The 26,049-nt window shown below is 58.9% G+C and carries 22 protein-coding genes; 1 reads left to right on the top strand and 21 read right to left on the bottom strand.

What is annotated here, in order from left to right; genetic code table 11:
- Positions 1 to 17: 17 nt before the first annotated feature.
- The 4 genes from E4P32_RS21760 to ndk form a co-directional block, all read right to left on the bottom strand.
- Positions 18 to 1,010: a helix-turn-helix domain-containing protein gene (locus tag E4P32_RS21760; RefSeq protein WP_233526715.1), complete on the bottom strand. Its 993-nt coding sequence runs from the start codon at positions 1,008 to 1,010 to the stop codon at positions 18 to 20.
- Between the two features lie 61 nt (positions 1,011 to 1,071).
- Positions 1,072 to 1,890 (bottom strand): type IV pilus biogenesis/stability protein PilW, encoded by an 819-nt coding sequence (pilW, locus tag E4P32_RS21755; RefSeq protein WP_116435648.1) that lies wholly within the window; start codon positions 1,888 to 1,890, stop codon positions 1,072 to 1,074.
- Positions 1,887 to 3,068, bottom strand: coding sequence for a 23S rRNA (adenine(2503)-C(2))-methyltransferase RlmN (gene rlmN / locus E4P32_RS21750; RefSeq protein WP_116435647.1), 1,182 nt, complete (start codon positions 3,066 to 3,068; stop codon positions 1,887 to 1,889). The genes pilW and rlmN overlap by 4 nt, the downstream gene beginning before the upstream one ends.
- Positions 3,069 to 3,135: 67 nt before the next feature.
- Positions 3,136 to 3,561: a nucleoside-diphosphate kinase gene (gene ndk / locus E4P32_RS21745; RefSeq protein WP_016834972.1), complete on the bottom strand. Its 426-nt coding sequence runs from the start codon at positions 3,559 to 3,561 to the stop codon at positions 3,136 to 3,138.
- Between the two features lie 225 nt (positions 3,562 to 3,786).
- Here ndk and E4P32_RS21740 point away from each other — a divergent pair, with 225 nt between their 5' ends.
- Positions 3,787 to 4,479 (top strand): Bax inhibitor-1/YccA family protein, encoded by a 693-nt coding sequence (locus tag E4P32_RS21740; RefSeq protein WP_116435646.1) that lies wholly within the window; start codon positions 3,787 to 3,789, stop codon positions 4,477 to 4,479.
- A 70-nt stretch (positions 4,480 to 4,549) separates the two neighbouring features.
- Here E4P32_RS21740 and rlmD read toward each other — a convergent pair whose 3' ends face one another.
- From rlmD to sdhA, 17 genes are all read right to left on the bottom strand, one after another.
- Positions 4,550 to 5,908 carry a 23S rRNA (uracil(1939)-C(5))-methyltransferase RlmD gene (gene rlmD, locus E4P32_RS21735; protein WP_116435645.1) on the bottom strand — a complete coding sequence of 453 codons (1,359 nt, stop codon included), beginning with the start codon at positions 5,906 to 5,908 and terminating at the stop codon, positions 4,550 to 4,552.
- 92 nt (positions 5,909 to 6,000) lie between these two features.
- A complete protein-coding gene (gene rpoS, locus E4P32_RS21730; protein ID WP_116435644.1) occupies positions 6,001 to 7,026 on the bottom strand; it encodes an RNA polymerase sigma factor RpoS in 1,026 nt (341 codons plus the stop codon).
- A gap of 3 nt (positions 7,027 to 7,029) precedes the next feature.
- Positions 7,030 to 8,040, bottom strand: coding sequence for a peptidoglycan DD-metalloendopeptidase family protein (locus E4P32_RS21725; RefSeq protein WP_116435730.1), 1,011 nt, complete (start codon positions 8,038 to 8,040; stop codon positions 7,030 to 7,032).
- A 125-nt stretch (positions 8,041 to 8,165) separates the two neighbouring features.
- A complete protein-coding gene (locus tag E4P32_RS21720; protein ID WP_116435643.1) occupies positions 8,166 to 9,083 on the bottom strand; it encodes a protein-L-isoaspartate(D-aspartate) O-methyltransferase in 918 nt (305 codons plus the stop codon).
- Positions 9,080 to 9,817: a 5'/3'-nucleotidase SurE gene (surE, locus tag E4P32_RS21715; protein ID WP_116435642.1), complete on the bottom strand. Its 738-nt coding sequence runs from the start codon at positions 9,815 to 9,817 to the stop codon at positions 9,080 to 9,082. The genes E4P32_RS21720 and surE overlap by 4 nt, the downstream gene beginning before the upstream one ends.
- Positions 9,818 to 9,929: 112 nt before the next feature.
- Complete coding sequence (locus E4P32_RS21710; protein ID WP_116435641.1) at positions 9,930 to 10,880, bottom strand: flagellar brake protein; 951 nt, start codon at positions 10,878 to 10,880, stop codon at positions 9,930 to 9,932.
- Between the two features lie 2 nt (positions 10,881 to 10,882).
- Entirely contained in the window at positions 10,883 to 12,904 is a 2,022-nt protein-coding gene (locus E4P32_RS21705) for an ATP-dependent DNA helicase (protein ID WP_116435640.1), read from the bottom strand.
- A 152-nt stretch (positions 12,905 to 13,056) separates the two neighbouring features.
- The gene (locus E4P32_RS21700; RefSeq protein WP_116435639.1) at positions 13,057 to 13,263 is read right to left on the bottom strand and encodes a DUF465 domain-containing protein; all 207 of its coding nucleotides are present in this window, start codon (positions 13,261 to 13,263) and stop codon (positions 13,057 to 13,059) included.
- Positions 13,264 to 13,429: 166 nt separating this feature from the next.
- Complete coding sequence (locus E4P32_RS21695; protein WP_233526714.1) at positions 13,430 to 14,209, bottom strand: hypothetical protein; 780 nt, start codon at positions 14,207 to 14,209, stop codon at positions 13,430 to 13,432.
- A gap of 17 nt (positions 14,210 to 14,226) precedes the next feature.
- Positions 14,227 to 15,324: a cell division protein ZapE gene (gene zapE / locus E4P32_RS21690; RefSeq protein ID WP_116435637.1), complete on the bottom strand. Its 1,098-nt coding sequence runs from the start codon at positions 15,322 to 15,324 to the stop codon at positions 14,227 to 14,229.
- Positions 15,325 to 15,473: 149 nt separating this feature from the next.
- Positions 15,474 to 16,901, bottom strand: a complete 1,428-nt coding sequence (lpdA, locus tag E4P32_RS21685; RefSeq protein ID WP_116435636.1) for a dihydrolipoyl dehydrogenase — start codon at positions 16,899 to 16,901, stop codon at positions 15,474 to 15,476.
- Between the two features lie 221 nt (positions 16,902 to 17,122).
- Positions 17,123 to 18,370: a 2-oxoglutarate dehydrogenase complex dihydrolipoyllysine-residue succinyltransferase gene (gene odhB, locus E4P32_RS21680; RefSeq protein ID WP_116435635.1), complete on the bottom strand. Its 1,248-nt coding sequence runs from the start codon at positions 18,368 to 18,370 to the stop codon at positions 17,123 to 17,125.
- A gap of 76 nt (positions 18,371 to 18,446) precedes the next feature.
- Positions 18,447 to 21,311: a 2-oxoglutarate dehydrogenase E1 component gene (locus E4P32_RS21675; protein WP_116435634.1), complete on the bottom strand. Its 2,865-nt coding sequence runs from the start codon at positions 21,309 to 21,311 to the stop codon at positions 18,447 to 18,449.
- A gap of 320 nt (positions 21,312 to 21,631) precedes the next feature.
- Entirely contained in the window at positions 21,632 to 22,936 is a 1,305-nt protein-coding gene (gene gltA / locus E4P32_RS21670) for a citrate synthase (protein ID WP_116435633.1), read from the bottom strand.
- Positions 22,937 to 23,127: 191 nt separating this feature from the next.
- A complete protein-coding gene (locus tag E4P32_RS21665; protein WP_116435632.1) occupies positions 23,128 to 23,397 on the bottom strand; it encodes a succinate dehydrogenase assembly factor 2 in 270 nt (89 codons plus the stop codon).
- A gap of 149 nt (positions 23,398 to 23,546) precedes the next feature.
- Positions 23,547 to 24,257, bottom strand: coding sequence for a succinate dehydrogenase iron-sulfur subunit (locus E4P32_RS21660; RefSeq protein WP_016833000.1), 711 nt, complete (start codon positions 24,255 to 24,257; stop codon positions 23,547 to 23,549).
- An 11-nt stretch (positions 24,258 to 24,268) separates the two neighbouring features.
- Positions 24,269 to 26,047, bottom strand: coding sequence for a succinate dehydrogenase flavoprotein subunit (gene sdhA, locus E4P32_RS21655; RefSeq protein ID WP_029363160.1), 1,779 nt, complete (start codon positions 26,045 to 26,047; stop codon positions 24,269 to 24,271).
- Positions 26,048 to 26,049: the final 2 nt, after the last annotated feature.

Below are 26,049 nucleotides of genomic sequence, written 5' to 3'. Positions count from 1 at the left end.
TTTCAAATTCTTCAAATTCATTTCAGGCTCAGACGCGCCACGTTGCTGCTGCTGCCGGTTTCCAGATCCAGCCTGGAGCCGCGCAGGCTGGCGTCGACACCGGCTGCATTACCGACCACCAGCGTGACCGGCTCATTGATGTCGAACGATTCGGTGGTGCCGGCCTTGAGCAAGCGCGAAATCATGGTCGACTTGTCGCCACGGCGGATTTCCACCCACGAATCCTCACGGAAGGTGAGACGCAGCAAATCCTTGCTATTGCTGATGTTCAGACTGCCGGTCACGGGCGACCCCGGATTCACCAGTGCTGCTGCGGCTTTCGGCTGTGCCGGTTCGGCGGCCGGCGTTTTCACCGCAGCCGGCTCCGGCGCGCTCGGCGCTACCGCGCTGGCTACCCGCTCGGAAACAGTGGTGATTGCCGAGCCGGCAGAACTGGCCGCACTCGTCACAGCCGATTCGACCTTTTCAAGCTTGCTCTTGTCCGAACCGTCCTGTACTTCAGCCGGCAAATCCTGCTGAGCGTCTGCCTGCGCTTGCGCCGGCGCCACAGCCGGTTCGTCCGAAGTCGTTTTGGCGCCCGGCTTCAACCATGCCAGTTGCGGCACGTCGTTGAAAGCATCGGTGCGATGGATTACCGCGGCCGCGCCGATCAGCAACACCACCAGCACACCGCCAACCACCAGTCCGGGCGAAACCTTACTGCGATTGCCCAACGGCAGCGGCGACTCTGAAAACGGCGTCGACAGCGTGCGCTGCGGTACGATCGTCCCGGTTTGCGCGGGACCGTCCTGCGGCAACAATGCCACCAGCGCATTCGCATCCAGCCCCAACAACTTGGCGTAGGCACGTACAAAACCGCGCACGATGACAGGTCCCGGCAACGCCGCGTAATTGTCTGATTCCAGTGCGATCACCTGGCGCGTGGCGAATTTCAGCTGACCCGCAGCATGCTCCACAGACCACCCTTTGGCCTGACGTTGCGCAGCCAACAGCGCTCCGGGTAATGCCACTTGCCTTACCTCTTCTGTCCCCGACGCGAAATCGGAGATTGGCGCTTCATTTCCCTGCTGATCACTCATCAAATGCTCCACGTTGATAAGCCGCGTATTCTGACGAAGACGGATAGCGACGGCGCAACTGCGCCGCCAGTTCATTTTCGGCTGATTGATTGCCTAGTTTACGTTCAATCTTGATGGCTAGCCATAGCGTATCGACATTCAAGACATCATTTTTTGCCGCCAGACCAATGTGAAAGCGCGCACGCTCGAACTCACGGCGGTCAAAGTAAATTCTGGTCAAATTCACGTTGGTCGTCAGACTGGCCGGTTCATATTGGAACGCCCGTGCAAAATAGCGCTCTGCCGCCGCGGCATTCTGCAGCTTCAGGCTGCATGCGCCCGCATTGGCAAGCGCCTTGCCCGGCGAACGGTAAGTCGGTTGCGCGATCGCCGCCTCGAAGTACGGTATCGCTTCGGCTGCACGACCGTCGTTGCACAGGAACCAGCCGTAATTATTGGCGAAATCCGGATTGCCGGGTGCGAGATTCAGCGCCTGACGGAAATCGGCCTCAGCTTGCCTGCTGCGCCCCATTTCCATGAATGCCAATGCGCGCATGCCATAGGCTTCAGCAAAATCGGGAACTGCCTGCAAAGCCAGTCCAGCCTCTTCCACCGTCACGGCAAACTGGCGCTGCTCGAAGTAACCCACCGCCAGTTGCAAACGAATATCAGCGCGCTTCTGGGCGTCAGCCTGGACGTTCATGCGGGACGACGATACCGGCACATTGTCGCCGGCGGCGGTCTTGTCCGTTTTGGAAGAAACACATCCGGTCAGCAGCAAAGCAGGCGCCAGCAGCAGGGCAATGACACTATTCTGCCAGCGTTTCCTCACCCGGAGATCTCCACGATGCGACCGAAATCCTTGCCGAATTTTTGCTGGTATTCAGTCATCTTCTGCATGCGCTCCTGCACACGGGTGCGGTCTTTGACCTCGCCCGCCAACTGGCCGCATGCGGCATCGATATCATCACCGCGGGTTTTGCGAATCGTCGTGACGATGCCGGCATCCATGAGGATCTGGGCAAACGCCTTGATGCGCGGATTGTGCGAGCGTTTCAATCCCGATTCAGGGAATGGATTGAACGGAATCAGGTTGAACTTGCATGGCACTGCAGCCTTGGCGTCGCCGCCGCCCTGCACCAGCGCCACCAGTTCGCGCGCATGCGCGTCACTGTCGTTGACGCCGTCCAGCATGCAATATTCGAACGTCACGAAATCACGCGGCGCAAATTCGAGATAGCGCTTGCACGCCGCCATCAATTCATGCAGCGGGTATTTCTTGTTCAGGGGGATCAGGCCGTCGCGCAATGTATCGTTGGACGCATGCAGCGACACCGCCAGCGCCACCGCACATTCCTGCGACAGCTTGTCGATCATCGGCACCACGCCGCTGGTGGACAAGGTCACGCGGCGGCGCGACAGACCGTACGCGTTGTCGTCGAGCATCAGCTTCAAGGCGGTAACGGTAGGTTCAAAATTCAATAAAGGCTCACCCATGCCCATCATCACCACGTTGGTGATCTGGCGCTCGCCTTTGGGACCGGCTTCAACGCCTTTGGTCTTGCGCAGCTCGAACTCGGCCATCCACAACTGGCCGATGATTTCGCCGACGCTCAGGTTACGGTTGAAGCCTTGCTTGCCTGTCGAACAGAAACGGCAATTGACCGCACAGCCGGCCTGGGTCGAAATACACAGGGTGCCGCGGTTTTCTTCGGGAATGAATACGGTTTCAACGGCATTGCCGTTGCCGACATCCACCAGCCATTTGCGGGTGCCGTCGGTAGAAGTATGGTCGCTGATGATGGCCGGAGCGGTCACATGGGCCCGCGTCGACAGCTTTTCACGCAGCGACTTGGCGAGATCTGTCATCTCGGCAAAATCGGCAACGCCGTATTGGTGTATCCAACGTTGCAATTGTTTGGCGCGAAACGGCTTCTCACCCAACTCGCCACAGTAAGCAACGAGTTGCGCGGGATCCAGATCCAGCAGATTGGTGAGAGCTGTTGTCATGACATGTACCACTTTTCGTTAACCTTGATGCATAGATCACTAAACATCAAGGACAACTTGCTACAAATTAACGCGAGTAGATGTTCAGCGCTGGGAAGAAATACGAGATTTCAACCTTGGCTGTTTCTGCTGCGTCGGAACCGTGCACTGCGTTGGCGTCGATCGAATCAGCGAAATCGGCGCGGATTGTGCCTTTTTCTGCCTTCTTCGGATCGGTTGCGCCCATCAGGTCGCGGTGCTTCAGGATGGCGTTTTCGCCTTCCAGGGCTTGCACGATCACAGGACCGGAGACCATGAAGTCGACCAGATCCTTGAAGAATGGACGCTCGCGGTGAACCGCGTAGAAACCTTCAGCTTCGGCACGCGACAAGTGAATCATGCGCGCAGCGATGATTTTCAGGCCGGCGTTTTCGAAACGGGTATAAATCTGACCGATCACGTTTTTCGCAACTGCGTCCGGTTTGATAATCGACAGGGTGCGTTCAATTGCCATGTGTAAAAACTCCAATAAAAAGAAAGGGTTAAAGCTGTTAATTAACAATTCAATCAACCTTTAATTCTACCATGAAACGACCATTTATCAGCCTAATTCGCGTTAAAGCATGACAAACTGACAAAAATTAACCGCTTCCACTACCGAACTTCACCCTTGTGGCGATGTCTCATGCAGTGAGCGTCGTGCTATGCTCTGTTCGCATTTAACGCTACCGGAGGACGAATGAACAATTACTCGCAAAACACACTTGAAAACCTGAATACAGGCGCCGTGGCCCGCAATCGCGTGCTGCGCAACACATACTGGCTGCTCGCATTGTCGATGATCCCGACCGTTCTGGGCGCATGGCTGGGAGTACAGTTCCATCTGAGCCTGTTCGCCGGCAGCCCGATGATCGGTTTCGTGGTGTTCATGGCGGTGGCCTTCGGTTTCTTCTACGCAATCGAAAAGACCAAGAATTCCGGCTTGGGCGTCGCTGTCCTGCTCGGCTTCACCTTCTTCATGGGCCTGATGCTGTCGCGCCTGATCGAATACACGCTGGGCTACTCCAACGGCGCCCAGCTGATCATGACTGCGTTCGGCGGCACCGCGCTGATTTTCGGCGTCATGGCGACGGTTGCGACCGTGTCCAAACGTGATTTCTCGGGCATGAGCAAATGGTTGTTCGCCGGTGTACTGGTGATCATCGTTGCCTCGCTGGCCAACATCTTCCTGCAACTGCCTGCGCTGCAATTGACCATTTCCGTGGTGGCAATCGGAATTTTCTCGGCCTACATCCTGTATGACGTGCAACAAGTCATCAACGGCGGCGAAACCAATTACATTTCGGCCACCCTGGCGATTTACCTGGACGTCTACAACGTGTTCGTCAACTTGCTCTCGATCCTGGGCATCCTGGGCGGCAATCGCGATTGATTCCGCAGCAAAACGCGTCAAATAAAAAGCCGACCTTCTGGTCGGCTTTTTATTACCTCACTGCCATCACTCAATCAGGCAAATCAAATACCGCCATCGATTCCACGTGCGCCGTATGCGGGAACATATTGACCACCCCTGCCAGCGTCAGGCGGTAACCACCCAGGTTGACCAGTTCACCTGCATCGCGCGCCAGCGTCGCCGGGTTGCAGGATACATAGACGATGCGCTTCGGCTTCAGATGGGCGTGCTGTTCGCTCAGACCGGCAATCGCCTTGCACACTTCCAGCGCACCTTCGCGCGGAGGGTCGATCAGCATGCGATCAAACTTTCCCAGTGCGATGAAATCTTCTGTGGTCGCTTCAAACAGATTGCGGCAGTAGAACGCCGTTTTGCCGGCGACCGCATTGACTTTCGCATTCTCGGCGGCGCGCTCGGTCAAGGCCGTGCTACCTTCGATGCCGACAACTTCCCTCGCCAGCGTGGCGATTGGCAGGGTGAAATTGCCGAGGCCGCAGAACAAGTCGGCAACGCGATCTTCCGGCTGCACATCCAATAAACGCAACGCCCGCGCTACCAGCACACGATTGATCTGGTGATTCACCTGGGTGAAATCAGTTGGCTTGAACGGCATGCGGATGCCAAATTCCGGCAGCGTGTAATGCAGGTTCGATTGCGGCGGATAGAAGGGATGCGCCGTATCAGGCCCCTTCGGCTGCAACCACCATTCGACCTTGTGCTCATCGGCAAAAGCCTTGAGCTTGACTTCGTCGTCGGCGCTCGGCGGCTCCATTACGCGCAAGACCATCACCGTGGTTTTCACACCGTTGTCGCCCTCGCCGATCGCAAGTTCGATTTGCGGAAGACGGTTGACGATACTCAGCGAACCGATCAGCGCACGCAGCGGCATCAGCATTGCCGAAACATGCGGGGGCAGGATTTCGCAGGTCTTCATGTCGCTGACGAACGGCGACTTTTTTTCATGGAAACCGACCAGCACAGTGCCCTTCTTGACCACGTTCTTGACTGAAATCCGCGCGCGGTAGCGGTAACCCCAGGTCGGCCCATAGATCGGCCGCAGCATGGTTTCGGCCTTGAGCTTGCTGAGATGCCAGAGGTTGTCTTCGAGTACGCGCTGCTTCATGGCGACCTGCGCGGACGGCTCCAGATGCTGCATGGCGCAGCCGCCGCAAAGACCGAAGTAGTCGCATTGCGGCTTGACGCGCAACGAGGATTCGCGATGCAAGGCGGTCATGGTGGCGGCTTCCCACTTCGGTTTCCTGCGGTAAGACTGGAAACTGACCTGTTCTCCGGGCAACGCGCCTTCGACGAAAATTACTTTGCCTTGAGTGCCGTCCTCGTTCGCCACATGGCCGACGCCGCGGCCGTCCATGTCGAGGGCTTTGATATTGATGATGTTTTGCTGCATAGAAACAATAGAGGCAATAGAAGCGACTATCGTCGCGACCAAATGAAAAGACCAAAACCGCTATTGTCGGCGATACCGTCGGCGGAGGGAAGCTAAAACAGCGCGTCCTTGCTGACGCCACGGGCCAGCAGGCTGCGTTTGAGCTTGATCAGGGCTTCTTGCTGGACCTGGCGTACACGTTCGCGGGTAATGCCCATCTCTGAAGCGAGTTGTTCCAACGTGGAAGGATCGTCGTTGTCCAGTCCGAAACGCCGGGTGATGACGATGCGTTGCTTGTCCGGCAAATTTTTAAGCCAGTCGCGGATCAGTATCGACACTTCGTGGTATTCGGCCTTGGTGTCGGGACTCTCGTCGAGCGAGCCCGGCAACAGGTCGATCAGACTGGCCTGCGGATCATTGTCGAGCGGCGTATCGAGTGAAGCCGCATGTTCGGACAGCGCCAGCACGTCCTGCACGTCTTCGACCGGGCGATCAACCAGATGGGCGATATCTTCCGCAGTGGCGTCGCGGCCGTCGTGGTGCTGTGCTTCCAGATGGTATTTCGCCCGCAGAATCTGGTTCAGTTCGCGCACCATGTGCACCGGCAGGCGCACCGTGCGCGCCTGGTTCATGATGGCGCGTTCGATGCTCTGGCGGATCCACCAGGTGGCGTAAGTCGAGAAACGGAAACCGCGTTCCGGCTCGAACTTGTCGATGGCGCGCATGAGGCCGAGGTTGCCCTCTTCGATCAGGTCGAGCAAGGCAACGCCGCGGTTGATGTAGTGTTTGGCGATCGACACGACCAAGCGCAGGTTGTGCTCGATCATCTTCTGGCGCGAAGCGAAATCGCCTTGCTTGGCCAGCGTGGCGAAATACAGCTCTTCCGGCGCCGTCAGCAGCGGCCGGGTGCCGATCTGGTTAAGGTAATGCTGGGTGGTGTCGGTGGACAGCTCGGCTGCCAGCACCTTCTTGAGTTCTTCTACGCCCTCGGCAACGACGACGACTTCTGCTTCGCCCTCGGCATCAGCTTCTTCACCCTCGTCAATGACTTCCAGATCGTCGACTGCTTCCAACGGCTCGACCGGATCGTCCGATCGGGACTCATCGTCTGGCAGGTGATCGCGAGGGCTTGGGCTCATACGCTAACGTGGCGGTAGGTATTTCGACGGATCGACAGGCTTGCCCTGCTGGCGAATTTCGAAGTGCAACTTGACGCTGTCGCTATCCGAATTCCCCATCTCGGCAATTTTCTGCCCCTTGGTTACGGCTTGTCCTTCCTTCACCAATATCGTCTTGTTGTGCGCGTAAGCCGACAAGAGATTATTCGAGTGCTTGACGATTACAAGGTTGCCGTAACCGCGGATACCGGCGCCGGCATACATGACCTTGCCGGCACCTGCTGCCAGCACCGGCTGACCGCTCTTGCCGGCGATGTCGACGCCCTTCTTGCCGCCGTCAAAGGTGCCGACCACCTTGCCTTCAGCAGGCCACATCCAGGAGACGGCATCATCGTCGCCTGTCGCCGCTGCAGCAGCCGGCTTCTCGGCTGGATGCGCCGCTTCGGCCTTGGCCGGAGCTTGGGCCACAGGGGCCGCAGCAGGCGCTGCTGCCGGAGCCGTCGAAGCGCTCGATGGCGCCGCGTCCGGCTTCTCCAGCTCGGCCAGCGTGCTGTCCGAATAGGCGCGCTTGTCGCCGCGCGGACCTGTCTTGTTGGCGCTGGCGCCCGTGCCGGCCGCTGCCGGAGCAGCACCTGCGGAAGACGACGCGCCCAACGGACGAACTTCAATACCTGACGCACCCACCGCCGGCGCAACTACGGCGCCGGTCTGAACACCGTCAGGCGGCGAAACGCGCAGCACCTGATCGACCTTGATGTCGTTCGCGTTGGTCAGATTGTTCCAGGCCACGATGTCGCGATAGCTCTGCCCCGATTCCAGTGCGATGCGATACAGCGTATCGCCCTTCTTCACCGTGTAATAACCTTTTCCCTCAGGGCGCGCCGGTGCCGCTGCTGCGATCTTGGTGGGGTCTACCGCCGGCTTGGCCGAGCTGGTCGTACGTTCCACCACAGGAGCTGCAGTGCGCGGGGTGGTAGTACACCCTGCCAGCAGACTCACGACAATCCCCAACCAGACCAGACGATTATTTTTCATGCTCATTACATTAAATTTTGTACAACGATAACGTTGACCCGCGTCCTGCGCGAGAAGTTCATCGGGATCGGCGAGGCAAAAAACCGCTCGCCGCCGTATTTTTGAATAGCTTGTTTTATTTCTTGTTACACCGTGCCCGGACGCAGCGGCACAAAATGGCATTCTTCCAGGGTTTCGCTGGTCCACTCGAATTTACTGATACGTTCGATGAGCTGCAACATCTGCTGACGCCCCCCGACCGGCGCCACCAGGCGCCCACCGATCGCCAGCTGTTCCAGCAGCGCCTGCGGCACTTCCAGTCCGGCCGCCGCCAGGATAATGCCGTCGAACGGCGCCACCTGCGGCAGGCCTAGCATACCATCTCCGTAATGCAAGCGGATGTTGGCAATACGCAGCGGCCGCAAATTGGTTTTGGCCAGTTCGTGCAGGGGCTTGATGCGCTCGATCGAGAACACCTCTTTCGCGACCAGCGAAAGAACGGCCGCCTGGTAGCCGCAACCGGTGCCGATTTCCAGCACGCGATCGAGCACCTTGCCCTTGTTGTTGTCGCGCATGATCTCGATCATGCGCGCCACGATATACGGCTGTGAAATGGTCTGGTGATGTCCAATCGGCAACGAGGCATCGATATAGGCCTGACTCGACAGCCCCGGCTCCATGAACATGTGGCGCGGCACTGCCTCCATCGCCGCCAATACCTTTTGATCGCTGACGCCTTGCTTTGCCACGCGCGCCACCATGGCCTTGCGGACCGCTTCGGACACCAGCGGCGCCGAGCGATTGGATGTGGCAATCGGCGTCGGCAATGCCGTGCGTGAGACGGGCATGGCAACAGTCTTGCCGGCTTGCGAAGCTGGCGTCGGCTGCTGCGCAGCGCGCGCTGCCTGCGCCTTCGCGGCCAGGCGACCGGAGTCCAGCGCGGCATTGCGGGTTGCCGTTTGCGGCGTCACCACGGTGCGCGCAGGTGCGCCAGAGGCGGTCTTGCCCTTCTTCTCCACCACGGAAGACAAGGACAGCGGGAAGCGGCTAGGTTTGCCGGTCATACGAGCGCCTTCTTCAGGTCGGCCAACTGACTGGTGTGCGTCAGGTCGATCTGCAACGGCGTGATCGACACGTGGCCGTTCGCGGTCGCATGGAAGTCGGTGCCCTCGCCGGCATCCTTGACGCCACCCGGCGGGCCGATCCAGTAGATGTCCTTGCCGTGCGGATCACGCATTTTGTAGACCGGCTCCGACATATGGCGCTTGCCCAGTCGCGTCGCTACGCAGGACTTGAGTTCGGCATACGGCAGGTTGGGAATGTTGACGTTCAGCAGATACGGTTTGGCGATGGCGTCGAACTGGCGTTCAACCACTTCGCGGGCGATGCGCGCGGCGCTATCCAGATGTTCCCAGCCTTTGTGCAATTGCGAAAACGCGATGGCCGGGATGCCAAACAGGAAACCTTCGGTCGCTGCGGCAACCGTGCCGGAATACAAGGTGTCGTCGCCCATGTTCTGGCCCTGATTGATGCCGGAGACGATCAGGTCGGGACGGTCCGGCAGCAAACCGGTCAGCGCGACGTGCACGCAATCGGAGGGCGTGCCGTTAAGGTAGTAAAAACCATTGCCGGCGCGCTCAACCCATAACGGCCGGTCCAGCGTCAGCGAATTGGAGCTGCCAGAGCGGTTGCTGTCGGGCGCGACCACGGTGATTTCGGCGATGGCGGACAAGGCGTCGGCCAGCGCAATGAGGCCTGGAGCAAGGTAACCGTCGTCGTTGCTGATGAGAATTTTCATCCCGCCATTTTACCCGAAGCGCCCGGCTCAATTCAGGGAGAAATGCGACCGTTCGACGCAAAAACTGCAGCACCTCCGGCCTTGCAGAAAAACCTGTTTTGCAGGCGCGACGTCAGTCCGTTTCGCTGACGGTCTGATAGACGAACGCCGACAGGATGACACGGTCGCGCGCCGACACGTCGACGAATTCCAGACCGTATTTGGCGTAGTGAGGATCAGCGTCGGCCTCCACCATCCGCAACACCACATCAAGATCCAGCCCGCGCTCTTCGCCGGCGACATTGACGATGAAGCGCAAGCGGCCGGTGGCGTCCTTGCCGCTGCCGAGAAAGTTGCCGATGCCGGATACACCGCCGACGCTGATATCCAGCAGGCTGATCTTTGCCGGCGGCGCCGTGCCAATGGTCAGGAAGGCATCCAGGTCGACTTCCACGCGGGCGTCCTGGCGAATCACGGTGCAGCGTATTTCACGTGGGCAGGTCAGGTGCAGATAGGGATAAGGCAGGTTCTGATATTTGAGAACGGTGGTCGCAAAGGCATACGCGCGACGTCCGGACAAGGCCCGCACGACGACTACCTGACCATCGCGCAAATGAATGTACTTGCCATCCTTGACCGGCGCCGACACCAGCACGCTCTTGCCGGCCAGGCTGCCGATCAGGCTGATGTTGTAGCGCAGCTCGGGCGCTTCCTTGATCTGCAGCGTGACAGCGTCGCCGATCTGCCAGCGCACCTCGTCCATGCCGACGATGCTTTCCTGCCCGCGGCTCGGCGCCGGCGGGCGCAGGCCTTTCGAGCGGCGGCGTTTTTGCAGGACATCGAGCGACTTCGGCAACGGCACCGAATCGGTGTCCGGCTCGTCGCCCCATTTTTCGTTGCGGAACAGCCCGTGTTCGAGCAACCCGTCCAACTGGCCTTGCGTATCAATCATGCTGCCGCGCGCCAGCAGCAAATCACCCATGTCGTTATAGATGGGCCAAGGTGACGGTTGCCCGACAATCAGTTCGCTGGCGCGCACCGGCACCAGCGCGGTCGACGCGGATGACGAACGCAGCCCCGCCATTCTCAGCTCTCCTCGACGGCGGCCAGGGCCGCACGGCGCGCAAAGAAATCTTCCACCATGCCGATTTCACGCGTGCGCTTGAACGGCGGCAGGCTTTGCCAGATGCGGCGGCCGTAACCCTTGGAGATCAACCGCGGATCGCAGATCATCAGCACACCGCGGTCGGTTTCGTCGCGAATCAGACGACCGGCGCCCTGCTTCAGGTTGATGATCGCGGCCGGAAGCTGATGATGCATAAAACCGTTGAGGCCTTTCTTCTCCAGCTCGGCAATACGCGCCGCCAACACCGGGTCGTCAGGCGGTGAAAACGGTAGCTTGTCGATGATCACCAGCGACAATGCATCGCCGCGCACGTCGACGCCTTCCCAGAAGCTTTGGCTGCCGATCAGCACGCCGTTGCCGGAAGCGCGGAAACGATCCAGCAATTCGGTACGACCGGCTTCGCCCTGCACCATCAGCGGAAACGGCAGGCCGCGCTGTTCGAATTCTTCGCGCAGGCGTTCCGCAGCGCGATTGACCGCGCGGATCGTGGTGCACAACAGGAAGGTGCGGCCGCCGGCGGCGATGATGGCCGGTAGCGCCGCATCGATCACGGCGTCGGTGTACTCATAGGAATTGGGCTGCGGCAGGTTGTTCGGCACATAGAGCAAACCTTGCTGCTCATAATCGAACGGGCTCGGCCACGATTTTGCAGGCTCGTCCCACAACCCCATCTGCGAGGTGTAATGATGGAAATCGTTCTTCACCGCCAGCGTCGCCGACGTGAAAATCCACGTGCGTGGCACACCTTCGCGCTGCTTGTTGAAGATCGGTGCGATCGACAGCGGCGTGCGATGCAGCTGCAACGATGAGGTGAACGCCTCAACCCACAACACGTAGGTCTGCCCTTCTTCGCTAGCCGCCTTGTCCTGCGCGCCATTCCATTTTTCAAGCTGGTGCGCCAACTCGATCGCGCGGGTGCGGCATTGCTCGATGGTTTCGGCGCGCTCGGCTTGTTTTTCGAGCACGGCGATCATGCCGTCCATGTTGTCGCGCAAAGTTTCCAGCGCGGGGAAGAACACGCTGGACGGCGCAATCTGGTTGACCGCCAGGCGCACGATATCTTCCGGGAACGCCAGCCGCAGGTCGCGCGCCGCCTTCTCGACCGGCGCCACCACCTTGGCCCAGTCAGCGCCGTCACGCGCATGCGACAGGCCTTCGGCCAGCACGTCGCGGCACAGCTCCAGTATCTGCGAGGTCGACACGGTGTCGCCGAAGAACATGGTCGCGGTTTCCGGCAATTGATGCGCTTCGTCGAAGATCACGGTATTGGCGGTCGGCAGCAACTCGGCCACGCCGGTGTCCTTCAAAGCGACGTCGGCGAAGAACAGATGATGATTGACCACGACCACGTCGGCCTGCTGCGCTTCCTTGCGCGCCTTCATGACGAAGCAGTCCTGGTAGTACTGGCATTCGGCGCCAAAACAGGTGTCGCGCGTGGACGTGACCAGATTCCAGATCAACGCGTTTTCCGGGACCTTGGACAACTCTGCCTTGTCGCCCGAGGAGGTGGTTTTCATGAAGCGCGAAATCTCGCGCAGATAACCGACGTCATCGCGCGAAGTCATGCGACCGTTCTGCAGCGTGCGCTCGAGATGGAAATGGCAAACGTAGTTGGAACGCCCTTTCAGCAGCGCCACCGAGACGGGTGCGCTCAAGGCCTTGCGCACGGTCGGAATGTCGCGCAGGTAAAGCTGGTCCTGCAAGTTCTTGGTGCCGGTGGAAACGATCACCTTGCCGCCCCACAGCAGCGCCGGAACCAGGTAGGCGAAGGTCTTGCCGGTGCCGGTGCCGGCCTCGGCGATCAGGGTGCTCTGGCCGGCAATCGCTTCGGCGATGGCCTTGGCCATTTCGGTCTGGGCGTGGCGTGGACGATAGCTGCCAACCTGCCCGCCCAGCGGACCGCCGGCGCCGAACAGGCGCTCAACCTCGGCATCATGGATACCTTGTGGGACCGGTGCGGCGGTATCTTCGATGGAACTCACTGACTCATGCCTGTAAAGAGATTAAACCTGACCCGAAAAATGTCGGACGCCATGCTGTCGCCGACGACGTTGCCGTCCCGGCAAGGTCATGACAACGGGAATGGATGCTGCGAATGAAACCGGCCAAAAGCCGATGAAACGCGCCGTCGGATTCAGGCCGGAATATCGGGGATCAATTGCATTTTCAACAACATGATGTGGTCCTTCAATTGCAGCTTGCGCTTCTTCAAACGACGCAATTGTAATTCCTCGTGACGCACTTCGCGTGAAAGCACATCGATCACGGCGTCCAGATCGCGGTGCTCCACTTCCAGTTCGATAATACGGCGCTGTATATCTTCGCGGTGCGTCATTGTCATGTCGGCTTCTGTTGCAAAAACGGCTGGAGGTTGCAGCAGCGCGTAGCTTGCAGACTGCGCGCCATCGCCGCTAAAAAAGAACTGTACACAGTGTAATCCACCTGTCGCAGGTCAACAATCGTTGTTGGTTGCGGCGCTCACTGCAAAGCAAGCCGCCGCGGCCGGACTACTTGGGTTGATTCGGATCCGCGACGCTTGGTCCGGAGGCCGGTGCCTGCAGTTGCTTGGCGGCACGCTCGCGGTCCTTCTGAGCCTTGTTGGCCTCAACTTCCTTGCGGTGCACTTCGGCCGCCTTGACCTTCTCCTGATAGGCCTTTTCATTGGCCTCGCGTTGCGGCGCCTTGGCGGCGTCGGCAGCTTGTTTCTGCTGAAGCTGCGCTTCATGCGCCTTCACGCGTGCATCCTCTTTGCCTGCGCTCTGCTGCTCGCGTTCCTTGACTTGCTGCTGCTTGGCGGCGCTCTCCTGTACCTTGCGTGCGGCGGCGGCATCGCGCTCTTTCTGATCGGCAGCGCGGCGCGCAGAATCCTGCTCGTCCTTGGCGCGCTGCTCGGCCAGCGATTTGTCGCGATCATCGGCCTTGGCCTGACGCTTGTAGGCATTGGCTTCGACTTCAACGTCACGGATCTGTTTGCCGGCGACGCGATTGCGTTCTTTCGCGCCGTCCAGGCAAACTGCCACAAAGAACTTCTTGTAACAGTCACGCTGTTCCGCGATGTATTGGTCTTCGATGATGAGACGTTCCTTGTCTGCTTCCGCCAGGATCTCGTCGGCTTCATCGGTCGAACGGATCGATCCCGACGGATAGCGTTCATTGAACGCCGGCTTGCCGGGCGTCCCGTAAGGCGCCGGTTCGGCGGCGGCGAGCAACGGCAGCGTCAGTCCGGCGACTGCCAGCATCAGCATTGCGGCCGGAGCGCGGCAGGTCTTCTGAAGAAATGATTGCATGTAACCCTTATCCATAATCAGGCAAGCTTGTCCGCGGCGAGACGGCGTTCGGAATCCATGTACTCGCGCGATTGCATCTCAATGATACGTGAAACCGTTCGGTGGAATTCATTTGCCAGCATGCCTTCGGTATAGAGTTCTTCCGGTTCGACTTCGGCCGACATGATGAGCTTGACCTTGTGGTCGTAGAACACATCAATAAGCCAGGTAAAACGGCGTGCTTCCGACGACATTGCCGCGGACATGCGCGGGATACCCGACAGGATTACGGTCTGAAAGCGGCTGGCGATTTCGAGATAATCGTTCTGCGAACGCGGGCCGCCGCACAAGGTGGCGAAATCAAACCAGATGGCGCTGCCGGCGCGGCGCAAAGCGCGGATCTCACGCGCTTCGATATGTACGCGCGTGTCTTCGTCGGCAGTTTCGGCGACGGCGGCAAACGCCTCGCGCAACTCGCTGTCGGTGCCGGCATTGAGCGGCGTGTGATAAATCCTGACCTGTTCCAGCGCGCGCTTGCGGTAGTCGACGCCGGCGTCGATGTTCATGACGTCGAGCTTGCTGTTGAGCAGTTGGATGGTCGGCAGCATGCGGTCGCGATGCAGGCCGTCCGGATACAGCGTATCCGGCTTGTAATTCGACGTCATGACGAAGGACACGCCATTGTCGAAGAGGCCACCCAACAGGTTGTACAGGATCATTGCGTCGGCGATGTCGGAGACGTGGAATTCATCGAAGCAGATCAGACGGTATTTCTTGGCGATGCGCTTGGCGACATCGTCGAGCGGATTGGCGATGCCCTTCAGCTCGTCCAGTTGGCGATGCACATCGCGCATGAATTCGTGGAAGTGAACGCGTGTCTTGCGCACCACCGGCACCACCGAATAAAAGCTGTCCATCAGGAAGGATTTGCCGCGTCCCACGCCGCCCCACATGTACACGCCGCGCGGTACGTCAGGACGATTGATCAGGCGCTTGAAAGTGCTGGAGCGTTGCGATTTGAACGCCACCCATTCTTCATAGGCGCGCTGCAGGCGATCGATCGCGCGCTGCTGCGCCTCGTCGGATTTGAAGCCACGCTCGCTTAGCGCGTGATCGTAGAATTCGCGGACATCCATGGTTGATCTTTATTTTAATGCGCTGCCTCCGGATGCCGGAGACGGACGATTCATTGCGGCCTAAATACTGCAGCCTAAAACAAAATGGGCGAGCCAGGCTCGCCCATCGGAGATGATCGGAGTTTACCGGTAATGGCAAACTCGTTTCATCAGAAGTTCAGCGCGCGCTTGTCGACTGCCAGTGCGGCTTCCTTCGTTGCTTCGGACAACGATGGGTGAGCGTGGCAGATGCGTGCGATGTCTTCGGCGGAAGCACGGAATTCCATCGCCACGACGGCTTCGGAAATCAGTTCCGACGCCATCGGACCGACGATGTGCACGCCCAGGATTTCGTCAGTCTTGGCGTCCGCCAGGAACTTGACCATGCCCGAGGTATCGCCCAGCGCACGTGCGCGGCCATTGGCCAAGAACGGGAAGGTGCCGGCCTTGTATGCAATGCCGTCGGCCTTCAGTTGCTGTTCGGTCTTGCCGACCCATGCGATTTCCGGCGAGGTGTAGATGACCCAAGGAATGGTGTTGAAGTTGACGTGACCGTGTTGACCGGCGATACGCTCGGCAACGGCAACGCCCTCTTCTTCCGCCTTGTGCGCCAGCATCGGACCGCGCACCACGTCGCCCACCGCCCATACGTTCGGCAGGTTGGTCTTGCAGTCGCCGTCGACGGCGATGAAGCCGCGCTCGTCCAGCTTCAGACCGATGGCTTCGCCGTTCAGGCCGGTTGTATTCGGGGTACGGCCGATCGAGATGATCAGCTTGTCGAACACGGCCTTTTGCGCATTGCCCTTGTCGTCGGTGTAGTCGACGCTGACGTCTTTCTTGCCCGCCTTGATGTCGCCGATCTTGACGCCCAGGCTCACTGTCAGGCCTTGCTTGGCCAGCAGTTTTTGCGCTTCCTTGGCGATTTGCTCATCGACTGCACCGAGGAAAGTCGGCAGCGCTTCCAGCACGGTGACTTCCGCGCCCAGACGACGCCAAACCGAACCCATTTCCAGACCGATGACGCCGGCGCCGATGACGCCCAGTTTCTTCGGCACCTCTGTGATGGCCAGTGCGCCGGTGTTCGACAGGATCAGTTCTTCGTCGAATGGTGCGCCGGGCAATGCACGCGCATTGGAACCGGTGGCGATGATGACTTGCTTGGCGGTGATGGATTCTTCAGTGGCGCCTGCAACCTTGATTTCGTAGCCGTTGGCGTCGCCCTTGACGAAGCTGCCGCGACCGTGGAAGAAGGTGACCTTGTTTTTCTTGAACAGGTACAGGATGCCGTCGTTGTTCTGCTTCACGACGGTGTTCTTGCGACCCAGCATTTGCGGCAGGTTCAGGCTCAGGCCCTTGACGTCGATACCGTGATCCTTGAACGCATGACCGGCATGTTCGTAGTGCTCGGACGATTGCAGCAGCGCCTTGGATGGGATGCAACCAACGTTGGTGCAAGTGCCGCCGGGTGCAGGACCGCCCTTTTCGTTTTTCCATTCGTCGATGCAGGCAGTGTTGAAGCCCAGTTGTGCTGCGCGGATTGCAGCGATGTAGCCGCCAGGGCCACCGCCAATGACGACCACGTCAAAATTCTTGCTCATGTTTTATTCCTAAATTCGTTGTGCGCAAGTCAGCAGACCCGCGGAGACAAAAAAAGCGCTGAACGCCGAAGCTTTCAGCGCCTAGCCGGCTCTGTGGGCCGTCGGGCAAGCGTAGCGAGCAACCCGAGGTCGTCGCGAGAAGCGCAGCCGTACGGATGTACGGTGAGCATCACAGCGGCGAGATCGGGTTGCGCAGTAGCTTTCCCGGCGGCCATGCTGGATTACAGATCCAACAGCAAACGGGCTGGATCTTCGAGCGCTTCCTTGATGGCGACCAGGCTCAGGACGGCTTCGCGGCCGTCGATGATGCGGTGATCGTAGGACAGTGCAAAGTAGTTCATCGGACGAATCACGATCTGACCGTTTTCAACCACGGCGCGATCTTTGGTGGCGTGAATGCCCAGAATCGCCGATTGCGGCGGGTTGATGATCGGTGTCGACAACATCGAACCAAAGGTGCCGCCGTTGGACACGGTGAAGGTGCCGCCGGTCATTTCTTCGATCGACAGCTTGCCGTCCTTGGCCTTCTGACCGAATTCGCCGATCTTCTTTTCGATGTCGGCGATCGACAGTTGATCCGCATCGCGCAGGACCGGAACCACCAGACCACGTGGCGAACCGACTGCAACACCGATGTCGAAGTAACCGTGATAGACGATGTCGTTGCCGTCAACCGATGCGTTGACGATCGGGTACTTCTTCAGTGCGTGAACCACTGCCTTGACGAAGAAGGACATGAAGCCCAGCTTGACGCCGTGTTCTTTTTCGAACTTGTCCTTGTACTTGGAACGCAGGTCCAAGACAGGTTGCATGTTGATTTCGTTGAACGTGGTCAGGATGGCGTTGGTTGCTTGCGATTGCAGCAGACGCTCGGCCACGCGTGCGCGCAGACGGCTCATCGGCACGCGCTCTTCCGGACGGTTTTCCAGGCTTGGCTTGCCTGGTGCGGCAACGGATTGCAGCGCAGGCTTGGCGGCGGCTGGTGCAGGAGCAGCAGCCTTCGGTGTTGCCAGGGACGCCAGCACGTCGCCCTTGGTGACGCGACCATCCTTGCCTGTGCCCGATACTTGCGATGTCGACAGGTTGTTGTCGGCCAGGATCTTGGCGGCAGCAGGCATGGCGACGTCGGACTTGTTGAGCAGTTCAGGAGCCGCGACCGGTGTCGGTTCGTTGGTGCTTTGCGGTGCAGGAGCAGCCTTGACTTCCAGCGGGCTCACTTGCGCGGACGCGTCGGTGTCCAGGATCGCGATGACTTCGCCGGCGACCACGGTGGCGCCGTCGGCCTTGATGATTTGGGTGATGACGCCTGCGGCAGGCGCCGGCAATTCCAGCACGACTTTGTCGGTTTCGACGTCGATCATGTTTTCGTCGCGTGCGACGGCTTCGCCCACTTTTTTATGCCATTGCAGCAGCGTGGCTTCTGCAACGGATTCTGATAATTGCGGGACTTTTACTTCGATTTGTGCCATGTAGCTTCTCCGATTCGGGTTGTTCAATAAACATCAGCGCGCATCGCCCTCGCAATGCGCGCTGTGCAAGATCTGATTACTTGGTCAGGACAAAGCCCTTGAGCTTGGAAAACGCGGTGTCGATCAGCGCCTTCTGTTGCGCATAGTGCTTGTCGTAGTAACCGACCGCTGGCGATGCGCTGGCTGGACGACCTGCGTACGCAAGCTTTTGACCATCAGTCAGATTTTCAAAGATGTTGTGCTGGATTTGCAGCCATGCGCCCTGGTTCTGCGGCTCGTCCTGAGTCCAGACCAATTCCTGGAAGTTCGGGAATTGCTTGAGCGCAGCGGCGAACGCCTTGTGCGGGAACGGATACAGTTGTTCGACGCGGATGATTGCCGTGTCGGTCTGAGCGCGTTCCTTGCGTGCGTTGACCAGATCGTAGTAGACCTTGCCCGAGCAAGCGATGATGCGCTTGACCTTCTTGGCGTCGAGCTTGTCGTCCAGTTCCGGAATGACGGTCTGGAACGAACCCTTGGCCAGGTCGGACAGCGGCGAACCGGCATCCTTGTTACGCAACAGCGACTTCGGCGTGAGGATGATCAGCGGCTTGCGGAACAAACGGATCATCTGACGGCGCAGCAAGTGGAAAATCTGCGCGGCGGTGGTCGGTTGAACAACTTGCATGTTGTTGTCGGCGCACAGCTGGAGATAACGCTCAAGACGCGCGGACGAGTGCTCAGGACCCTGGCCTTCGTAACCGTGCGGCAGCATCTGCACCAGACCCGAAGCGCGGCCCCACTTCACTTCGCCGGAGCTGATGAATTGGTCCATCACAACTTGCGCGCCATTGGCGAAGTCGCCGAACTGGGCTTCCCAGATCGTCAGCGTGTTCGGTTCGGCAGTCGAGTAACCGTATTCGAAACCGAGCACCGCTTCTTCGGACAACACGGAGTCGATGACGGTGTACGGCGCCTGGTTTTCTGCGACGTTTTGCAGAGGGATGTAGGTGCCAGCATCCCAACGTTCACGGTTTTGATCATGCAGAACAGCGTGACGGTGGACGAAGGTGCCGCGGCCGGCATCCTGACCAGTCAGGCGGATGGCGTAACCGGACGCAACCAGCGAAGCGTAGGCCAGATGTTCACCCATGCCCCAGTCCAGGTTCAGATCGCCACGACCCATTGCAGCGCGGTCGTTAATGACCTTCTCAACCAGCGCGTGCGCCTTGAAGCCTTCAGGGATGGTGGTGATGCGTGTCGCCAGGCGCTTCAGTTCCGCCAGCGGTACTGCAGTATCGGCAGCGTCGGTCCACTTGCGATTCAGGAACGGCAGCCAGTCGACGGCGTACTTGCTCTTGAAGTTGGTGATGACCGGATCGACAGTGTGCTTGCCGCTATCCATCGCATCGCGGAAAGCCTTGACCATGTCGTCGCCGCCTTCGGCCGGGATGGTGCCTTGTGCAGCCAGCTTTTCAGCGTACAGCTTGCGTGTGCCCGGATGTTGCGCGATCTTCTTGTACATCAGCGGCTGTGTCAGCGCCGGTGTATCTTGCTCATTGTGACCCAGCTTGCGGAAGCAGATGATGTCGACAACGATGTCCTTCTTGAACAGCATGCGGTAGTCGACCGCGATTTGCGTGGCGAACACGACGGCTTCAGGATCGTCGCCGTTGACGTGCAGCACAGGCGCTTCGATCATCTTGACCACGTCCGAGCAGTACAGCGTCGAGCGCGAGTCGCGTGGATCCGATGTGGTGAAACCGATCTGGTTGTTGATCACGATATGCACGGTGCCGCCGGTGCCGTAGCCGCGAGTCTGCGCCAGATTCAGCGTTTCCATCACGACGCCCTGGCCGGCGAAAGCTGCATCGCCGTGGACCAGAATCGGCAGCACTTGCGAGCCGTCCTTGTCGCCACGACGGTCCATACGCGCCTTGACCGAGCCTTCAACCACAGGGTTGACGATTTCCAGGTGGGACGGGTTGAACGCCAGCGACAGGTGGACTGGGCCGCCCGGGGTGCTGATGTCGGAGGAGAAACCTTGGTGGTACTTGACGTCGCCGGCCGGCAGGTCGTCGGCGTGATGGCCTTCGAACTCCGAGAACAGCTCTTGCGGCGTCTTGCCGAGGATGTTGACGAGCACGTTCAGACGGCCGCGGTGAGCCATGCCGATAACGATTTCCTGCACGCCCTTTTCACCGGCGCGCTGGATGGTTTCATCCAGGGAGGCGATGAAGCTTTCGCCGCCTTCCAGCGAGAAACGCTTCTGGCCGACGTATTTGGTGTGGAGGTAGCGCTCCAGGCCTTCGGCTGCGGTCAGGCGGTCGAGGATGTGCTTTTTCTTTTCCGCCGTGAATTGCGGCAGCGCGCGTGTCGGCTCCAGGCGCTCCTGGATCCAGCGCACTTCAGCCGGATCGCTGATGTAGGTGAATTCGGCGCCGATCGAACGGCAGTATGTGTCGCGCAGCGATTGCAGCAGGTCGCGCAGCGATGCGGTTTCGCCGCCGAAATACGTGTTGCTGATGTTGAACACGATATCCATGTCGGAATCGCTGAAGCCGTAGAAAGTCGGCTCGAGTTCAGGGATGCTTGGACGTTCCTGGCGTTGCAGCGGATCCAGGTTGGCGAAGCGCGAACCCAGGTCGCGGTAACCGGCGATCAGTTGGGTGGCGGCGACGCGCTTGCGGCCCATTTCGGTATCAGCCGAAGCGACCACGGTGCGGATCGGACCTTGCTTGGCGCGCTCGGCGAACGAAGCGATGACCGGTGCATGGGCGACGTCAGGACGATTGGAACCATCAACTGCAGGCACGTGTTGCACCGCGTCGAAATAGGCACGCCAATTGTCTGGTACGGATCCGGGGTTATTGAGGTACGCCTCGTACAGTTCTTCCAAGTACGGCGCATTCCCACCAAAGAGGTAGGAGTTGAGATTATATTGCTCGTAGAGCTGAGTCATATCTGGCTCACCTTTCTTCGCGTTTCGCGAGATTAGCGGGTTAATCTAACCTTCCGCGACACGGCCTGACCGGTTAGCGGATTGCACATCAAGTTGTGGGGAAGGACCATGTCTACCTGAACTTTTTGAGTTATCCAGCCAGCATAGCCCGAATTATATATCCTTATTTCCAATAAAAAAGCGAATCCTTGAGATTCGCTTTTTTATTTGTGCCATTTGTTGCGCTGGCGGAAGGCAAGCCCTCCGCTTTACGCAAGAAGCTGCAACGAGATGATGACAGCTTGATGACCGGCCTTGCCGGACGGCCATCAACGCCGTTATCAGCCGCGCTTGTCGATCGGCGAAACGTCGCGTTTCGCGGAGCCGACGAACAGCTGGCGCGGACGACCGATCTTTTGTTCCGGATCGGAGATCATTTCGTTCCATTGAGCAATCCAGCCCACGGTACGCGCCATTGCAAAGATGCAGGTGAACATCGAGGTCGGGATGCCCAGCGCGCGCTGGACGATACCGGAGTAGAAGTCGACGTTCGGGTACAGCTTGCGCGACACGAAGTAGTCGTCTTCCAGCGCGATCTTTTCCAGCTCCATGGCCAGCTTGAACAATGGGTCGTCGTGCAGGCCCAGTTCATTCAGGACTTCGTAGCAGGTTTCACGCATCAGCTTGGCGCGTGGATCGTAGTTCTTGTAGACGCGGTGACCGAAGCCCATCAGCTTGACGCCGGAGTTCTTGTCCTTCACTTGCTTGATGAACTCAGGGATGTTGTCGACCGAGCCGATACCTTCCAGCATGGTCAATGCAGCTTCGTTGGCGCCGCCGTGGGCAGGGCCCCACAGGCAGGCGATGCCGGCAGCGATACATGCGAACGGATTCGCGCCCGACGAACCGGCCAGACGAACGGTCGATGTCGATGCGTTTTGCTCGTGGTCTGCGTGCAGGATCAGGATACGGTCCAGCGCGCGCACCAGCACTTCATTGACCTTGTACTCTTCGCATGGGTTCGCGAACATCATGCGCATGAAGTTGGCGCTGTACGACAGGTCGTTGCGTGGGTACACGAACGGTTGGCCGATGTTGTACTTGTACGCCATGGCGACCAGCGTCGGCAGCTTGGCGATCATGCGGATCGCGGAAACATCGCGGTGCACCGGATTGCTGATGTCCAGCGAGTCATGGTAGAACGCCGACAAGGCGCCGACCGAACCGGTCAGCACGGCCATCGGGTGAGCATCGCGACGGAAACCGCGGAAGAAGAAATTCATTTGCTCGTGAACCATGGTGTGCTGGGTCACTGTTTCAACGAACTCTTCCTTTTGCGTTGCGGTAGGCAGTTCGCCGTGCAGCAGCAGATAGCAGGTTTCCAGGAAGTCGCAGTTGACCGCCAGTTGCTCGATCGGGTAACCGCGGTACAGCAGCTCGCCCTTGTCTCCGTCGATGTAAGTGATCGACGAATTACATGCCGCAGTCGACATGAAGCCCGGGTCATAAGTGAACTTGCCGGTGGCGCCGTACAGTTTGCGGATGTCGATGACATCCGGACCGATGGTGCCCTTGTAGACGGGGAAATCCAGGGACGGCGTGCCATCCGAGAACGACAGGGTCGCTTTGATATCTGAGGTGGGCATAGTTCTTCCTTCAGCTGTGATGATGAATCGTTAATCAAAAATCGAAAATCAACCGCTTTAGAGCCTGTTGCAAAATGAACTGCGCCTCTGCGCCCTGCCCGACGCAGGATGCCGCCAAATTCACTTTGCAACAGCCTCTAATACAACGCCGGCCGCTTTTGAACCAATCTTGCCAGAACTCCGTGGAACGTTCAGGCGCTACGCAATTTTTTGAGCAAGGCGTGGACTTGCGGCAAGTCCACGGCTGCTTCAGGCTCCTTGCGCACAAGGAGCAAGTCCATCAGGTCGTTGTCGCCAAGATCCATCAGGCGAGAAAACGCATCGACTTCGTCGTCGCTCATGCTCTCTTCATTGGCGTCGAGATAACGCGTCAGGATGAGATCGTTTTCCAGCAATCCGCGACGGGCGCGCCAGCGCAAGCGTGCACGTTTGGCGGGATCGTCTTGATGGCTTTGGGACATGGATTCAAATCACTTCTTAATCGGTGCTGACTTCATTCTTCCGGCCACACTGGCGAACCGACGCGGAAGGCAATCACTGGTGAAACATGCATTGAACATGGATAAAACCACGGGCGGGAGTCGCCTCCCGCCCGCTTGCTGCAAACTGCTTATACCGCGCGGCGAACCATCAGTTCCTTGATCTTGCCGATGGCCGCGTTCGGGTTCAGACCCTTCGGGCAGACATCGACGCAGTTCATGATGGAACGGCAACGGAACAGGCGATACGGATCTTCCAGATCGTCCAGGCGCTGGCCGGTCGCTTCGTCGCGGCTGTCCGCGATGAAACGATAAGCCTGCAGCAGGCCGGCAGGACCGACGAACTTGTCCGGATTCCACCAGAACGACGGGCACGATGTCGAGCAGCAAGCGCACAGGATGCACTCATACACGCCGTCGAGTTCTTCACGCTGTTCAGGCGATTGCAGACGCTCTTTTTCAGGAGGAATGCTGTCGTTGATCAGGTAAGGCTTGATCGAATCGTATTGCTTGAAGAAGTTGGTCATGTCCACGATCAGATCGCGGATCACAGGCAAACCTGGCAACGGCTTGAGAACGATAGGCTCGCTCAGTTCGTTCAGGTTGGTGGTGCAGGCCAGGCCGTTCTTGCCGTTGATGTTCATCGCATCGGAACCGCACACGCCTTCACGGCACGAACGGCGCAGCGCCAGCGAATCATCGACGTCGGACTTGATGCGTTGCAGGGCATCCAGCAGCATCTTGTCGGTTGGCTTCAGCTCGACGGTCAGGTCTTGCATGTACGGCTTTTCATCCTTGTCCGGATCGTAGCGGTAGATCTTGAATTTCAGAGTACGTGTCATGTTCTGACCTTTTAGAAAGTACGTGCTTTAGGTTTAAATGTTTCGACTGTCAACGGTTGCATGTTGACTGGTTTGTAGTCGAGACGATTCCCCTCGGAAAACCACAGCGTGTGCTTCAGCCATTCGACGTCATCGCGCTTTTCATAGTCGCGGTGAGCATGCGCGCCACGCGATTCCTTGCGGGCTGCTGCGGAAGTGATGGTTGCCTTGGCTGTTTCAATCAGATTGTCCAGCTCAAGCGCTTCGACGCGTGCAGTGTTGAAGACCTTGGACTTGTCCTTGAACGAGACGTGCTTGCGACGCTCATCCAGCTCCATGATCTTGGCACGGCCTTCGTTCAGCAGTTCGTCGGTACGGAACACGCCGCAGTAGTGCTGCATCGTGGCGCGGATCGCGTTGGCGACGTCCTGCACGCGCTCGGAACCGGTGCTGGTTTCCAGACGTGCGACACGTTCCATGGCGCGATCGGTTGCATCCGATGGAATCGGCTTGTGGCTGCGATCCTGCAAACGGCTTTCAACGATGTGATTGCCGGCGGCACGACCGAACACCACCAGATCCAGCAGCGAGTTGGTGCCCAGACGGTTGGCGCCGTGCACCGATACACAGGCGCATTCGCCGATGGCGTACATGCCCTGTACCACTTCCTTGTACGAACCGTTCTTCGGTGCGACGACCTGACCATACACGTTGGTCGGAATACCGCCCATCTGATAGTGAATGGTCGGCACGACAGGAATCGGTTCCTTGGTCGCATCAACGTTGGCGAACTTGTGCGCGATTTCCAGAATCGACGGCAGACGCTTTTGAATCGTATCCGCGCCGATGTGGCGCAGGTCCAGCAGCACGTGATCCTTGTGCTGACCGACGCCGCGGCCTTCCTTGATTTCCTGGTCCATCGAACGCGACACGAAGTCGCGCGGCGCCAGATCCTTCAGCGTCGGCGCATAGCGCTCCATGAAACGTTCGCCATTGCTGTTGATCAGGATGCCGCCTTCGCCGCGCACGCCTTCAGTAATCAGCACGCCCGCACCGGCCACGCCGGTCGGATGGAACTGCCAGAATTCCATATCCTGCAGCGGCAGACCTGCACGCGCCGCCATACCCATGCCGTCGCCGGTATTGATGAACGCGTTGGTGGATGCAGCCCAGATACGGCCTGCGCCGCCGGTTGCAAACAGCGTGGTCTTGGCGTGCAACATCATGATTTCGCCGGTTTCCATTTCCAGCGCAACCACGCCGATCACATCCCCTTCGTTGTCGCGAATGACGTCAATCGCCATCCATTCAACGAAGAAGTGCGTCTTGGCGCGGACGTTGCGCTGATACAGCGTGTGCAGCAGTGCATGACCGGTACGATCGGCTGCAGCACAGGCGCGCGCCACCGGCTTTTCGCCGAAGTTGGCGGAGTGACCGCCGAACGGACGCTGGTAAATGGTGCCGTCCGCATTACGGTCGAAAGGCATGCCGAAGTGTTCCAGCTCGTAGACAGCCTTCGGTGCTTCGCGGCACATGAATTCGATGGCGTCCTGGTCACCCAGATAGTCCGAACCCTTGACGGTGTCGAACATGTGCCAGTACCAGTTGTCTTCCGACATGTTGCCCAGCGATGCACCGATGCCGCCTTGGGCAGCGACCGTGTGCGAGCGGGTCGGGAAAACTTTGGACAGAACCGCGACGTTCAGACCGGCTTCAGCCAGTTGCAACGAAGCGCGCATGCCGGATCCGCCGGCGCCGACAATAACCGCATCAAAGCGGCGTGTAGGAATTGTGGATTTGATAGCTGCCACGA

The sequence above is a fragment of the Herbaspirillum sp. 3R11 genome, from assembly GCF_004563925.1.
In the GTDB taxonomy this organism is placed as follows: Bacteria; Pseudomonadota; Gammaproteobacteria; order Burkholderiales; family Burkholderiaceae_D; genus Herbaspirillum.
The sequence above is the reverse complement of the archived record's forward strand: the minus strand, read 5'-3'. Positions and strand labels throughout refer to the sequence as shown.

Bases quoted from the DNA above. Each gene is read 5' to 3' on its own strand.
- rlmN (WP_116435647.1), bottom strand. From the start codon at position 3,068: ATGACAACAGCTCTCACCAATCTGCTGGATCTGGATCCCGCGCAACTC.
- ndk (WP_016834972.1), bottom strand. From the start codon at position 3,561: ATGGCAATTGAACGCACCCTGTCGATTATCAAACCGGACGCAGTTGCG.
- E4P32_RS21740 (WP_116435646.1), top strand. From the start codon at position 3,787: ATGAACAATTACTCGCAAAACACACTTGAAAACCTGAATACAGGCGCC.
- rlmD (WP_116435645.1), bottom strand. From the start codon at position 5,908: ATGCAGCAAAACATCATCAATATCAAAGCCCTCGACATGGACGGCCGC.
- rpoS (WP_116435644.1), bottom strand. From the start codon at position 7,026: ATGAGCCCAAGCCCTCGCGATCACCTGCCAGACGATGAGTCCCGATCG.
- E4P32_RS21725 (WP_116435730.1), bottom strand. From the start codon at position 8,040: ATGAAAAATAATCGTCTGGTCTGGTTGGGGATTGTCGTGAGTCTGCTG.
- E4P32_RS21720 (WP_116435643.1), bottom strand. From the start codon at position 9,083: ATGACCGGCAAACCTAGCCGCTTCCCGCTGTCCTTGTCTTCCGTGGTG.
- surE (WP_116435642.1), bottom strand. From the start codon at position 9,817: ATGAAAATTCTCATCAGCAACGACGACGGTTACCTTGCTCCAGGCCTC.
- E4P32_RS21710 (WP_116435641.1), bottom strand. From the start codon at position 10,880: ATGGCGGGGCTGCGTTCGTCATCCGCGTCGACCGCGCTGGTGCCGGTG.
- E4P32_RS21700 (WP_116435639.1), bottom strand. From the start codon at position 13,263: ATGACAATGACGCACCGCGAAGATATACAGCGCCGTATTATCGAACTG.
- E4P32_RS21695 (WP_233526714.1), bottom strand. From the start codon at position 14,209: ATGCAATCATTTCTTCAGAAGACCTGCCGCGCTCCGGCCGCAATGCTG.
- zapE (WP_116435637.1), bottom strand. From the start codon at position 15,324: ATGGATGTCCGCGAATTCTACGATCACGCGCTAAGCGAGCGTGGCTTC.
- lpdA (WP_116435636.1), bottom strand. From the start codon at position 16,901: ATGAGCAAGAATTTTGACGTGGTCGTCATTGGCGGTGGCCCTGGCGGC.
- odhB (WP_116435635.1), bottom strand. From the start codon at position 18,370: ATGGCACAAATCGAAGTAAAAGTCCCGCAATTATCAGAATCCGTTGCA.
- E4P32_RS21675 (WP_116435634.1), bottom strand. From the start codon at position 21,311: ATGACTCAGCTCTACGAGCAATATAATCTCAACTCCTACCTCTTTGGT.
- gltA (WP_116435633.1), bottom strand. From the start codon at position 22,936: ATGCCCACCTCAGATATCAAAGCGACCCTGTCGTTCTCGGATGGCACG.
- E4P32_RS21665 (WP_116435632.1), bottom strand. From the start codon at position 23,397: ATGTCCCAAAGCCATCAAGACGATCCCGCCAAACGTGCACGCTTGCGC.
- E4P32_RS21660 (WP_016833000.1), bottom strand. From the start codon at position 24,257: ATGACACGTACTCTGAAATTCAAGATCTACCGCTACGATCCGGACAAG.